Source organism: Allocoleopsis sp., assembly GCF_036703385.1.
Classification (GTDB): Bacteria; Cyanobacteriota; Cyanobacteriia; order Cyanobacteriales; family Coleofasciculaceae; genus Allocoleopsis.
This window is the reverse complement of the sequence record NZ_DATNPA010000257.1, coordinates 1-13,005: the sequence shown is the minus strand read 5'-3', so window position 1 is coordinate 13,005 and position 13,005 is coordinate 1. Positions and strand designations below refer to the sequence as shown.

General features: G+C 44.4%; 10 protein-coding genes. 3 read left to right on the top strand and 7 right to left on the bottom strand.

Annotation, left to right across the window (positions count from 1 at the left end):
- Nucleotides 1-103: 103 nt before the first annotated feature.
- The 3 genes from V6C93_RS12435 to V6C93_RS12425 all read right to left on the bottom strand — a co-directional run bounded on the left by V6C93_RS12435 (nt 104) and on the right by V6C93_RS12425 (nt 3,510).
- On the bottom strand, nt 104-1,240 hold the full coding sequence (locus V6C93_RS12435; RefSeq protein WP_333476977.1) for a tetratricopeptide repeat protein: 1,137 nt from the start codon (nt 1,238-1,240) through the stop codon (nt 104-106).
- 311 nt (nt 1,241-1,551) lie between these two features.
- Entirely contained in the window at nt 1,552-2,538 is a 987-nt protein-coding gene (gene msrP / locus V6C93_RS12430) for a protein-methionine-sulfoxide reductase catalytic subunit MsrP (protein ID WP_333476976.1), read from the bottom strand.
- 372 nt (nt 2,539-2,910) lie between these two features.
- The gene (locus V6C93_RS12425) at nt 2,911-3,510 is read right to left on the bottom strand and encodes a hypothetical protein (RefSeq protein ID WP_333476975.1); all 600 of its coding nucleotides are present in this window, start codon (nt 3,508-3,510) and stop codon (nt 2,911-2,913) included.
- Nucleotides 3,511-4,021: 511 nt separating this feature from the next.
- Here V6C93_RS12425 and V6C93_RS12420 point away from each other — a divergent pair.
- A complete protein-coding gene (locus tag V6C93_RS12420) occupies nt 4,022-5,755 on the top strand; it encodes a glycoside hydrolase family 9 protein (RefSeq protein WP_333476974.1) in 1,734 nt (577 codons plus the stop codon).
- A gap of 308 nt (nt 5,756-6,063) precedes the next feature.
- Here the strand turns inward: V6C93_RS12420 and V6C93_RS12415 are convergent, their stop codons facing one another.
- The 3 genes from V6C93_RS12415 to V6C93_RS12405 all read right to left on the bottom strand — a co-directional run bounded on the left by V6C93_RS12415 (nt 6,064) and on the right by V6C93_RS12405 (nt 7,886).
- On the bottom strand, nt 6,064-6,534 hold the full coding sequence (locus V6C93_RS12415; protein ID WP_333476973.1) for a hypothetical protein: 471 nt from the start codon (nt 6,532-6,534) through the stop codon (nt 6,064-6,066).
- A gap of 1,015 nt (nt 6,535-7,549) precedes the next feature.
- Nucleotides 7,550-7,756 carry an ISAs1 family transposase gene (locus V6C93_RS12410; RefSeq protein WP_414644165.1) on the bottom strand — a complete coding sequence of 69 codons (207 nt, stop codon included), beginning with the start codon at nt 7,754-7,756 and terminating at the stop codon, nt 7,550-7,552.
- Nucleotides 7,728-7,886, bottom strand: coding sequence for a hypothetical protein (locus V6C93_RS12405; RefSeq protein ID WP_333476972.1), 159 nt, complete (start codon nt 7,884-7,886; stop codon nt 7,728-7,730). Before V6C93_RS12405 ends, V6C93_RS12410 begins: the two co-directional genes overlap by 29 nt.
- Nucleotides 7,887-8,106: 220 nt before the next feature.
- Here V6C93_RS12405 and V6C93_RS12400 point away from each other — a divergent pair, with 220 nt between their 5' ends.
- Nucleotides 8,107-8,313, top strand: a complete 207-nt coding sequence (locus V6C93_RS12400; RefSeq protein WP_333476971.1) for a plasmid partition protein ParG — start codon at nt 8,107-8,109, stop codon at nt 8,311-8,313.
- A gap of 128 nt (nt 8,314-8,441) precedes the next feature.
- Here V6C93_RS12400 and V6C93_RS12395 read toward each other — a convergent pair whose 3' ends face one another.
- Complete coding sequence (locus V6C93_RS12395) at nt 8,442-10,478, bottom strand: NACHT C-terminal helical domain 2-containing protein (protein ID WP_333476970.1); 2,037 nt, start codon at nt 10,476-10,478, stop codon at nt 8,442-8,444.
- 246 nt (nt 10,479-10,724) lie between these two features.
- On the opposite strand from V6C93_RS12395, the gene V6C93_RS12390 reads away from it, so the two are divergent.
- A partial coding sequence (locus tag V6C93_RS12390) for an SNF2-related protein (protein ID WP_333476969.1) occupies nt 10,725-13,005 on the top strand: 2,281 nt, incomplete at its 3' end.

Genomic DNA, 13,005 nt, shown 5'->3' with positions numbered 1-13,005 from the left:
ATAAGGGTATTTCTTCCATTAAAGTTTTGCCAAATTGGTCATGGAGGTGAGGATGCGATTATTTTTTAAAACCTTCAACCTTCTAACCTTCAACCTGCAAGGTTCACCTCCCCTTACTTTTAGTATCCCCAATCAAAGTCTGAAACCGCTTATTTTTCCGCAGACAATCTAAATCTGGATCGGTTTTCGCGATTTGCCGATATTTATCGGGATTCAGCTTAATCGCCTGTTCTATATAATTAACCGCTGGTGTTACCTTACCCTGCCGAGCATAACAGTAACCTTTGTTATAAATAGCATTGACATGATTAGGGTTAATCTCTAAAGCCTTCTCGAAGTTTGCCATTGCTTCCTTGTACCGCCCTAACAAAACCAAGGCATAACCCTGATTGTCCCAAGCTTCATAGTTATCAGGCATACATTTCAGCGCTTGGTCATAACTGGCTATAGCTTCTTTAAAATTTCCCATCCGCCGCAAGATTAATCCCCGATTATTCCAAGCGTGAGACTCATTGGGCTGGATTTCTATTGCTTTTTCATAACAAACTAATGCCTCTTTTTGATTTCCTTGACTTGATAGCGAGTTACCCCGATTCATCCAAGATGGCACATGCTTGGGATTGATTTCTATCGCCTTGTCATAACTTGCGATCGCATCCTGTATTCTCCCCTCTGCCATCAACGTACAGCCCCGGTTATACCAGACTTCGGGGTCATCTGGCTGAATGGATAAGGCTTTGTCATAGCAGGCAATAGCCCGTCTAAAGTGACCTAACTGAAACTGTGCATTGGCTCGATTACTCCAAGCCTTGTAGTAATTTGAATTAAATTTTATCGCCTTGTCATAATCAGCGATCGCATCTTGATGGCGACCCAATAACACCAGAGAATTACCCCGATTCGTCCAAGCTTCTGAGTCCTTGGGTTGAAGGGCTAAAACTTTGTCAAAACTGGCGATCGCCTCTTCATATTTTCCCCACTCGGACAGTGCGATACCTCGATTGAACCAAATTCGCACATCCGTTGGATTCAACTGTGCCGCGCGATCGAAGCTCTCAATTGACTCCGCATAGCGCTTCAAATGCCCTAGCGTCAACCCTCGACAAGCCCAAGCATCGGTATCATCGGGGATAAGTTTAACCGCATCATCGAAAAGAGCGATCGCTGCCTCAAAATCTTGTGATTCTAAACAGCAAACACCCTGTTGAAAAATGAATTTAGCCGCGTTTGGATCAGTCATATAATTTTGGATTTTAGATTTTGGATTTTGGATTTTGAAGCAATAGGTAACCCCAGGGAGGCCCGGTTAAGAATGGCTAATACCAATTTCCTAAATGCTTGCTACAAATACTTTTCTTGTTCCCCCCTTATCAAGGGGGGTTAGGGGGGTAGTCAATATAGCACTAGTTAATGAAATTGGTATAAGTTAACAAACCTCCACTTTTGCCAGAGTAAATTACTGTAACTATTGTGGGATGGGCATCTTGCCCGTCCCTGAATGAAGTTCTGTTGACACAACAGCTTATTTCCCAACTCCCCACCCCCATTGCATCAAGCATACAAACTCGCCACATATTCCCCATAACCGTTATAAGGAAGCGTTGGGCGTTTCTCCCACTTCAAATTTGGCCCATTGCTGATAAATTTTTCCGTCGCTTGTGACCACCGAGGGTGAGGCTTTTGAGGATTAACATTTGCTTCAAAATCGTACTCATGAGAATCGATTGTGTTCCAAAACGTTGCAGGCTGAGTCTCAACAAACTCAATTTTGACAATCGACTTCGCCCCCTTGAATCCATACTTCCAAGGCAATACCGCTCGAATTGGCGCACCATGCTGTTTCGGTAGCAGATGACCATAATTGCCAATAGCAAAAAAAGCTATATCATTTGCCATTTCCTCAAGACGCAGACCTTCTGTGTAAGGCCAAGGCAGATTTTTTCCTAACGTCCAGAAGGGGCCAACTGTGATTTTAGAATCGTAGTAGGACGTAAAGCGCACAAACTTCGCTTTATCTGTCGGTTCGACCGCCGCTATCAGCGACTTCATCGGAAATCCCAGCCAGGGAATCACCATCGACCACGCTTCAACACAACGGAACCGATAGATGCGCTCTTCTATAGGAAAGGCTTTCTGCAAATCATCTAAATCATAGGTGCGCGGATTCTTCACCAAACCCGTCACCTCAACTTTCCAGTTTTCAGTAGGTAATGACTGAGCCGCTTGCCAAATGGATTTGGTCATGCCGAACTCATAGTAGTTGTTATACTGTCCTGCCAGAATTCGCTCTGTAGTCGGTCGGTCAACCTCAGAAAAAGCGGGATTACGCTTAGCCTCTAAAGTGGCGGTATCCAGAGTTGCGGCTAATTTGCTATTGACTTCCTCACTCTTCTCACAGCCGAGAATGGGCATCAGGCTTGCTCCGATACCAGTCCCCATCAGGGTTTTCAGGAATCGACGACGATTGAGATAGGCGGATTCTGGGGTAACGTCTCGCTCTGGGATTTCCCAGGATTTAGGCACGCGGATAATTGTCATTGAATATAAAGAAGCTTACGGCTGAAGTTGATTGCTCCTGTAGGCATGGAAGCAATCTGGCGATCCTTTAGAATCGGGTTACTGCTTAGATCCTATCGTTTCTGCCTCACTCACAGGGGTTGGCAAAAAACAACCCACCCTGATTAAGGGTGGGCTGGATTAAGTAGTGTAAGTCTTACCCCACAAGAAAAATTATGGATTGTGGGATGGGCGTCTCGCCCGTCCTCACTAATGCTTCAAGATTCTCCACGAGCTATTGCTCACAGCAAACTATGACAGTTATGTTTGTTTAGTTTTGCCTTTTGCCCTTTGGCTTTTGCCCTTTGGCTTTTGCCTTTTGGCTTTTGCCTTTTAAGAGAGCTGTGAGATAAGCTATCGAGACCAGGATGAAGGAGTATACGCGGTGCCCTTGCGGCAGGCTGGAGCTGCACCAGCGTCTGGAAGTTGAGCAACATTGTAGTCCTGACCGTTAACCGTAATACTTCCAGAAGCACCCTTTATAGTCCCAAATCCGCAGGCGTTAATGGAAACTTTTCGAGTGGTAGGCGTTGGAATCCCTACAGCGACGCTTTGACTTGGCGTAAACCCTACTGCTACAACCTTGCCTTCAGGTGTTTTGAAGTCAGCCGTCCGGGCTTCTGCAAATTGCCCATTTTTACAGCTAGGTAAACTTTGAGTGGGTAAGTTGGCAATGGTTAATGTTTTCGTGCCTACTTGTACGGTTGCAGGTAGATTTTTAGGGAGAGTAATCTTGACTTCGCCACAACTCCCAGCTACTTGAGCTTTGTTGCGAACACGGGAGCCTAACCCTACATCGACTTTAGTGCCAGCAGGAGCACTGATAATTACATCCTGCCCAACCCGATACACTTTATTCGATCCAAAGGGAATTGCTCCACCCGGTAATGCGGCATAAGCCAATACACCCAAAGTCACGATTGAAGCTTTTCCAATTTCTTGTAGATGTCCCATAATTGTTCTGCACTGCCTTTTCAATTTGTTGTAGCTATCTTAAAAAGTTTGCATTTGAATCCGAAACGGGTAAATTACGGAAAATTTTCCACCCAAGGCAAGACGCTATTCCGAATATTTACTGATGAAAAAAATTTCCTCAAATGGCAGACAGCGCTACGGCAGGAATAGGAGAGTGCTTCAGATTGACCTTCCAACTTGAATCGGCCTAGAAATAGAGCTAAGCCGCAGATTTGAACATCTCAGGGCATCCGGACAGCAGTAGCCTGTAGCAGTAGATAGATTTTGATGTGTCTTGACAAACGTAAAGATACGTTAAATGTATTTTTTTACATTCTTTTTTCAAGTTTTGGATGCTAATTTTACGTCCCCTTACTTTTCTTTTGACCAAAGGAACCTTAGGAGGGGTGGAGACGACAGGGGATTCTGATGTCTCCTATATTCGGTAGTCTTTGTTGAACTCCAAGCCAGCTTGAAGGTAAAAGCTTCAGATCATATGAAAATCAGCAGGATGTTAATTTTTATTATCGTAATTGCGCTAAGCTGCGTCTTTGCGATCGCATACGGCTTCTCGGCGAAGAGTAATGCTCAAACTCCCAGTAAAGCTGCCGCCTCAAAAATTGTGATTAATCAAGTTGGCTACTACCCCAATAGTACTAAGACAGCTCTATTGATTAATTTGGGTACTCCTCAACGGGGTAAAGTCCAACTGGTTAGCAACAGAACTAAACGGACTATTTTTGAAACTGAATTGGGCGCACCTCAACAAGATGCAGCCAGCCAGGATATCATCCAGACCATTGATTTTTCCAAATTTAATAAAGAAGGTTCTTATTACCTAAAATCCGGCAATATTCAGTCCTATCCCTTCCAGATTGGGAAAAACATCTATCGGGAACCCTTGAGCAAACTCCTGCGTTCTTACTACTTGCAGCGGTGTGGTGTTGCTGTAAGAGATTCGGCGAGTGGGGTGAATCATCCCCCCTGCCATATCAGCGATGGACTGATTGCTCATACGGATGCCTTCAATCAAGACGGCAAGCAAAAACGGGCTACAGGTGGCTGGCATGATGCTGGGGATTACGGCAAATATGTTGGGCCAACTGCCGTGGCTGTTGGTCGATTGTTAAGTCTGTACGAGCAGTATCCTACATTATTTAGCGACCGCCAACTCGCTATTCCTGAAAGTGGGAATCGTCGTCCCGACATCCTGGATGAAGTTAAAGTTGGATTGGATTGGATGTTGACGATGCAACGAGAGGATGGTGCTGTTTACCGCAAGCTTTCAGGCAAAGAATGGCCTGGAGCAATTGTACCTCAGGAAGATAAACAACCCCGATATATCTATGGCATCTCTACTCCAGAAACTGCCAAGTTTGCCGCTGCAATGGCAATGGCGAATAGAATTTACACACCCTATGACGCTAAATTCGCTCAGAACTGTTTGAAAGCAGCTCAGAAAGCTTGGAGTTTTCTGCAAACACAAGCCTCAGCAAAAGTGGATTGGGTTGAAGGGGACGATAACGGTTCTGGTGGATACCTAAACCAGTCTCCTGAAGGTCGTCTGCAAACAGATACAAATGATAGGCTTTGGGCTGCCGCAGAATTGTTGATTACTACAGGTAACTCAGCCTTTGAGCAATACGTGACTCAAAACATCGCTTCTTGGACTTATAACCTGTATGAATGGAGTGACCCTTCTCCCTTGGGCATGACCGACTATCTGATGCTGACAGGTCGGAAAGGCTCAGATAGTTTGAAGCAACAAATTAAAGCAAAGCTCCTGCAACGAGCAGACTCTCTGATGCAAAAGGTTGCTTCTAGTGGCTATCGTTTGGCTAATCAAGATTTCATCTGGGCTTCTAATAAAAGGGCAGCTGAAGAAGGAATCACTCTACTTTATGCCTATCGCCTCACAGGCAATCAAGAGTACATGAGAGCCGCCGTTGACCAGTTGGATTATCTAGTAGGACGAAATCATTTTAATAAATCCTTCATTACAGGTGTCGGCTCCAACTCGGTGCGGAACGTCCATCATCGGATAGCACAAGCCAAAAAAATCGTCATTCCCGGTTTAATGGTGGGTGGGCCTAATACTAAAGCGGAAGACGGAATTGCACCAAAAGGGTTGGGGCCGTTGAGTTATCTAGATGATGAGCGGTCTTTCGCAACGAATGAATATGCGATTGATTACAATGCTTCTGTGATTGGACTGATGGGAATGTTAATGGCAGAGGCGAAGTAAAACTAAGCTGAAGATCAATGGCACTGATCATAAGCCCTGAACTAAAGTACTCCTTCGGAGAACGCTTCGCGTGAAGCGGAGCTACCGCGCTAGCGGCACGGGCTAACAGCTAAAACCCTTTGAAACGGGTTAAAAAGCTTATCCAGTAAGCTAAAGCTTACTTCAGATTGGAGCCTGAAATTTATTTCAAGGCTCTTAAGTCAGTGGCATTCTTCTTAGGTTGGAGATTCTTACTCGAACCGAAAGTGAGCGGTGACAAACTGTTCACTGCTCACTGCGTAACTATTCACTGTTCAAGTTAGATGAGTTTAATCAAGATAACCCATCAGGTCTGCTTCGCCATCAATGTAATTTGAAGCAATGGGGCGGTTCCCCATGATCATGTTTAGTTCACTAATCGTAAGATTGCTGGCGGCGATGGGACGCTCCCCAGAGACAGTTATGGTATCCCACACTTTCATGTTGCTAGCAACGATAGGGCGGTCTCCCATTGCAGAAATCGTTCCCAAAACCTGAATATTACCAGCGTCAATAGGACGATTCCCAGGTAAGGGAGATAGAGCTACCTTAGTCGTTTCCTCCTTTGGAGGTTCTTGTAATTTGATCTGAGGCATAGCAATAACTTGGGCTCCTTTATCTGTATTCAAACTTGACTGTTTTTGAGCATCAGCGCCATCTACCGCTACTGGAATTTTCACATCTGCCTCCTGACTTTTTTTACGCCTACGGCTGCTTGTGCTGCTAGTACTATCCACTTTGGTAGCAGTGCTATTGCTCATAATCAAATACCTAAATTTTCTAAGTGAGTTTGTTCTTGAGTAGGAGAACCCCAGCTTTTAGTTGGTATTTGCTGTTCCTACTCTCATTTTTAGAAATATTATAAACATATAACAATCTTAAAGAAAACGTATACAACTCTACTAAGGCATTAATTTTTGTAAAGATAGACTTTACTCTACTACTACTATTGCTAAAATATTTAGCTTGCAAAGATAGATCTACGATTCACAGGCGATTTGATGGATGCGATTTCCTAGTCTAGACAGTCTGACTGGGCAACCGCTCCATACTCTCACCGGGCATTTAGGTGCAGTTACTTCCATCCCTTGCGATGGGGCGAGGGCAGGTTTAAGAGGGATATTCTAGTCGTATGACCCAGTTTATTCCTCAACCTGCCCCTAGAAATTCTTTATTGATTTTTCCTCCAGTCGCGACTGGATAGTGAAATGCGGCGGTGTTATGTTTTGGGGCAAGCGCAAGAGTAGATCGCACCGCTAATTTACTTTACATTAAATTGTTTCTGGGGATGGCTCAGAGGAGCGCGATCGCACTTCGGGACAGCTTCGCTTCACTCAACTGTTGGCATTTCAGTTAGAGCAACAACGACAACGCACCGAAAAATAGCAGAATGTTTACGCGACATGGGAATTAACCTGGATGAAGTGTGATTGAGATTAGTGCGATCGCCTCCAATCCTGTAAAGTATTCATCTATAAAAAGATATAAAATAATAGACCTATCTTGAAAGTCTCCTTTCATCCTTTGTTGTGAGTGACAGCTCATGGTGTCTCTTGCATAAATCCTGGAATGCCCCCTAAATCCCCCAATTCTGGGGGACTTTGAATACATTCTCCCCCCAAGATTGGCAGGGCTGTTTCATTCGACAAGGGAGAGGATTTTGTCAATATCATTAGCGAGAAATCGTTGTGCACGGGTGATGGAGGAATAACCACTGCAACGCAACACATTAAGTGCGATCTGCGCTTCGCAGCAGCGCTTCGCTATCGCTCTGAGTTAAGAAAGATTTGCTGGAGCCTGACCCGTGTGTATAGTGGAACGCTCTTCATCAAAAACTACATCCTTAACCCAATGGAGACGATTCTCAATTCCCCAATGCCCACGAATCCCCTCGGCAAACACAACGGCATCTCGTACCAAGCTGCTAATGTAGTAAGCAGTCTGATGGTAAGGTTTACCACCACGAGTACCAGTTCTTTCCACGCAAAAGCCGCTTGTGGTCGTGGGCGTCTTGGCGGTTTTGGAAACGGGCGACGATATAGACTTGAGCGTTTGGCAAAACTCGCGCTACTGCCCAAGGGCGAGTGCTTGGATTGTTGAAAAGTTTTACCATTGAGATTGTCTCCTTAATAAGAGGGAGCCAGAAGCCAGCGTGAGCCCTAGGAAAGTTCGGCGCTGGCTTTTGGTTTGTTTGGGTGCTGCCCAAGCGAGGCAACGAAAACAGATTTACTGTTTATGGAGAATATTATAGGATGCATATGCTGATTAGGTCAATTGTGGTAGTTAACCTATTTTGTATTAATTAGCCAAATGCAACAATTGAGGTAGTTAGTGTGGATAGGACAGTCGTGACAGAACAAGAGAAGACGGTAAATTTCAGAGTTTTTCTGTCGGAGCCAGAACGAACTAGATTTAAGGTCGCCTGTGCTAAGAGTCGAACTACCATGAGCCAGCAGGCGGTTGAATTGATTCGTGAATGGTTGAAAACTCAGGAAGATGAAACTCCCTTACCTGAGAAAAAGGGTAAGGGGGATGAATGAGGCGATCGCTTTTCTGATGAGAAGCAGGGACGTTGAAATTGCTTGAAAACTCAGGAAGATGAAACTCCCTTACCTGAGAAAAAGGGTAAGGGGGATGAATGAGGCGATCGCAAAAGCCTTACGCTCAACTAAAGGTGTTCGACTGGGTTCGTAATGGGTAAGAGTAAAGTGTCCTCAATGTGCGATCGCACTTGGGGAGACACATGAGTAGCATTGTTTAGACAATCCACCAGCAACCTATTTGCGTCGTAGTACTGTAGCAGCACTTGCCAGTCTTCTAGACTAAACCGAAACTGCCACTCGATATCGATATTGCGATGTTTAATTATCAAAGCTTCTAATTGTTCGCTCCAAGCTGGACTTTCATTTGTCCACCATGCTTCCAATTCTCCTTCGTCATCATAATCTGAGTCGGGTAGTTGATTTCTGAGTTGTTGCAGTGGTTGCTTCCACTCACAGCCATCAGCATCAGCATATTCAAGGGCATTATAAAGGTTCATATCGATTGAAAAAGTATCGTTGAAGATGTCATCTCCATAGACAGCGTCGTAGTACGCAACAACAAAGCTGAAGTCAAGAGCAAGGTCAAAAGCACCAGCCTTAGCAAGGGCAGAAGCAAAGGTAAAAGAAGAAGCAGGGAGAGGGCTGGGAGGATGATCGAGGTCACGGGCAAAGGCAGAGTCAAGGGCAGGGGCAAGATTAAGGTCAACAGCAGGAGTACCAATCAGCGTAAAGTAAAAGGCACGAACAGCCGCTAGTTTGTACGGCGTCTGAACTGAGCTAGATTTCTGGCTTACCCAAGCGAGAAATTGGTGAAATTTAGGCTCTGAATCTAGGAGTGCATCGATTTGCTGCTTCATTAACAGCAGTAGGTTATCAGTCAATGCTTCACTTGTCTTTAATCTTGCTCTTGCTTCTGCTTGAATGACTGGGTGAAGCCAGTATTCTCCTTTATGAAATTCGATTAAATACCGCTGCTTCAAAGATTCAACTACTCGTCTTCGCTGTCCTTCGGATACATCACAAACTAAACACAATAATCCATCAATTGTTGTGTGAAAAATGTTTTGACGACGATAGTATCCAAAACGGCAGAGAAGTTTGTGTGCATCCTTATCAATTTTGTGTAAACGCTCTAACTGACTAGTAACTAAATCTTTTAGTTCAAAATGAAGTAATAAATCATTTTTGTAGTCTTGCCAATACGCAGATAAATCCCCTTCATAGTCTGCTTTAATTACACCGCATAGTATTTCCATTGCTTTAGCATTTCCACCATAGGCTTTATGCATTTCCTTGAAAGCTGGAGAATCCGTATCAATATCACGACGACTTAAAAAATCTCGCCATGCTTTCTCCTCCAATCCCGACAGCTCATAAGCCATAACTTTCACTCTCGACTCATTCAACCGTTCGCGACTGGTAATCAACGTGATGGATTGTACAGATGGATCTGCCAAAACTCTTAACAAATCCACGTAGCGGCGATGAGCTTCGATAAACTTGCCCTTGTCATCCAGAGCAGGTTCAAGGTTATCGATCAACACGCCAACTCTGCGATTCTGGAGCTTCTGTCTCAGTTGGTCTAGCATAATGCTGAAATCTTGGTCTGGCTCCTCGTCGAAGTCCTGCCTTAGCCAGCGCTTAACCCAGTTTTCTACAGGAGTGATGTCTTCTGTTTCCATTCCAATCTGGAGTGTCTTGACTTCAAACCCCTGAGTCTCGAAGTATTGCTGAGCCAAGGTTGTCTTACCTACACCGCCCTTGCCATAGATGCCAATAACCTTCACCCCTTGAGTAACAAAGGTTTTGAGATCGGCTATTGCTTCCTCACGTCCAACAAAATCAGGATTGTTGGATACCGTTTCTCTTTCGGCTGACTCTTGAGGTCGTGGAAATTCTGTGGAGTGCGATCTCCGTTCCAGTGCTGTCTGACAATTCTTTTTAGAGACCTTTTCTCCTAATGCTTCTGAAAGTAACTGCCAAAACTTAGAACCTTCATTCTTGATGTGTTGAGAAGTATAGCCATGAGCTTCGGCAATTTTGTCATAGTTCTGACCTTGCAAAGCACCTCGAAGTATAAGCTCTTCCAAATCTGACAAGTTTCTTCCTGTCTGAGCAAAAATGGTTCGATTTGCAACTTTTAAGGCTTCTTCAGGATTCATAGTTTAGTGAGGAGAAGAGCTGTATTTCCAGCTAATCTTACTTTTTAGTACTAAATCTGACTGTCAGACTCCTTAATTTATCGTACCGACAATTTTTTCGATTGCAAGCAAAATGTTGATATCAGTTGATTCATAGTTCTATCGCGACTTTAATTATCAGAAATTACTTCAATAAAGTTCGGTGGTAGAGCTATTAGCCGACAAAAGTGTGTGAGATTTTATCCTTGCTGGAGAAGGTACGTAAATATGTTTATTGAGGAAAGGGATAATGATTGGCCTGATTATGAGCGATTTCCCTATAACTACTCTGATAAGCAGGTAGCATCAGTTATCCAGAGAGATTTGGATGAATCGAAGAACCCACTGATTATTACTGGTTACGCTTCACTCGATAGGATTATCGACTTTCTTGCTTACTGCTATAGTAAGTTAAGGTGGAACCCAGATGCTTTTGATACTATCCGCATCTTGCTAGGGAATGAACCCTATCCGACAACGGCGCAGGAGTTCCGTTACTCTGGCAAATTCTCTCAGGAAATAGAAGATTATTGGCTGGAGAGGGGAATATCAATCCTTAAGTGTGGCAAAGTTATTGCTGCTATCGAGTTAATCAAAAATGGAAAAGTTCAGACAAGGATTGCTCGAAACAAGCCCATCCACGCCAAGATTTATAACGGAGACAATGCCATTACTATTGGCTCTAGTAATTACAGCACTTCCGGTCTGTGCTGGCAAATAGAAGGAAATGTAAGGTTTAGGCGAACAAGGGAAAATACACGATTTCATGAAACTTGCCAGCTAGCAGAGAGCATTTGGGAGCTGGGAAGAAATTACAACGAAGAACTAATTAAATTGCTTGAACAGCTTCTAAGCAAAGTTTCTTGGCAGGAAGCCTTAGCGAGAGCCTGTGCAGAATTACTAGAGGGTGAATGGGCAAAGAAATACAAACCTACTAGCTATCTTGGCGATGAACTCCTATTGTGGCCTGCTCAGGAGAAGGGAATTGCTCAAGCAATTTGGGTAATCGAAAATGTTGGTAGTGTACTCATAGCTGATGCAACGGGTTCGGGTAAAACCCGTATGGGTTCTCACCTCATTAAATGCGTGATGAACCACATTTGGAAAACTGGGCGGATGCGGCAGGATATGCCAGTGCTGATTTGTCCTCCCGCTGTCGAAGAGGCTTGGGAGAAGGAGTTTACTAATTGTGGTCAGAGTGTGAAAACAGTCTCTCACGGTTTACTGAGTAACTCAGGTTGCAGCAAAGATGATGACACTCCTAGTCCTAGCCATATTCGTGTTATTCGTCGTGCCCAAGTCCTTGCTGTCGATGAAGCACATAACTTTCTAAATCGGCAGTCTCAACGAACGCAGACACTCTTCAGCAACATGGCTGACTATGTACTGCTGTTTACGGCTACCCCCATCAACCGAGGAACACAGGATTTGCTGGCAATTATTGAACTGCTGGGTGCTGACAACTTTGATGACGAATTATTGGAAGTTCTTAAACCGATATGGAACAAACGTAATCACTTCAACGCAAAGATATCTCCAACGGTTCGGGAAAAGGTGCGAAGGGCAATTCAGCAATTTACAGTTCGACGCACAAAGACCACGCTTAATCGTATGATTGCTGAAGAACCAGAGCGCTATAAGGATCGGTTTGGCAAACCGTGTCGCTACCCTAAACATAAACCAGAGATTTTCTCTTGTGGGGAAACAAATCGCGATCGCACTTTAGCCCAAGAGATTCGTGAGGCAACTCAACGATTGCTTGGTTTAGTGAATCTGAAGGAAACCCTAGAACTACCTGAATTTCTCCGTAAGGAAGGCTGGACTGATGAAAAGTATCTGGAATGGCGACTTAAGAGTGCCCAGGTATTGGCGGCTTATCAGGTTATGGCTTGCTTACGTTCTTCACGGGCAGCGCTGCTTGAACATATTTATGGAACTAAGAATGCCCAAGATTACTTTAAGCTTCTAGACAACGTTAAAGGGAAAGAAACGGGTAATTTAAGAAAAACGTTGCAGAACATAGCTGGCAAACCTCCCAAGAATAAGCTTCAAGTCGAGCTACCCGATTGGCTGAGTAGTTCTAGCAATCATAAACGAGCTTGTCAGGAGGAGATAGAGATTTACGAACATATTGCGGAGTTGTGCAAGGACATCTCTGAGTGGCGAGAGGAGACTAAGACTCGCAAACTCATCCAACTGCTGAACAATCACAAACTGGTAATCGCTTTTGATAGCCGCCCGATCACTCTCCATGACATCAAGCGCCGCCTTGAAAAATATCCGCATGGCGAGACACTTATCGCAACTGGAGCCAATAAAACAGAGCGTAAACGTATCAATGAACTGTTTAAGCTTGGGTCAAAGGAATCGGGGATAATCGCTTTATGTTCAGATGCAATGTCTGAGGGGGTTAACCTCCAGCAAGCCTCAGCAGTTGTCCAACTGACTACGCCCAGTGTAATCCGCTTGGCAGAGCAACGAATTGGTCGGGTCGATCGCATGGACAGCC

Coding starts and splice junctions, on each gene's coding strand:
- V6C93_RS12435 (WP_333476977.1), bottom strand. CDS start 1,240: ATGACTGATCCAAACGCGGCTAAATTCATTTTTCAACAGGGTGTTTGC.
- msrP (WP_333476976.1), bottom strand. CDS start 2,538: ATGACAATTATCCGCGTGCCTAAATCCTGGGAAATCCCAGAGCGAGAC.
- V6C93_RS12425 (WP_333476975.1), bottom strand. CDS start 3,510: ATGGGACATCTACAAGAAATTGGAAAAGCTTCAATCGTGACTTTGGGT.
- V6C93_RS12420 (WP_333476974.1), top strand. CDS start 4,022: ATGTTAATTTTTATTATCGTAATTGCGCTAAGCTGCGTCTTTGCGATC.
- V6C93_RS12415 (WP_333476973.1), bottom strand. CDS start 6,534: ATGAGCAATAGCACTGCTACCAAAGTGGATAGTACTAGCAGCACAAGC.
- V6C93_RS12405 (WP_333476972.1), bottom strand. CDS start 7,886: ATGGTAAAACTTTTCAACAATCCAAGCACTCGCCCTTGGGCAGTAGCG.
- V6C93_RS12395 (WP_333476970.1), bottom strand. CDS start 10,478: ATGAATCCTGAAGAAGCCTTAAAAGTTGCAAATCGAACCATTTTTGCT.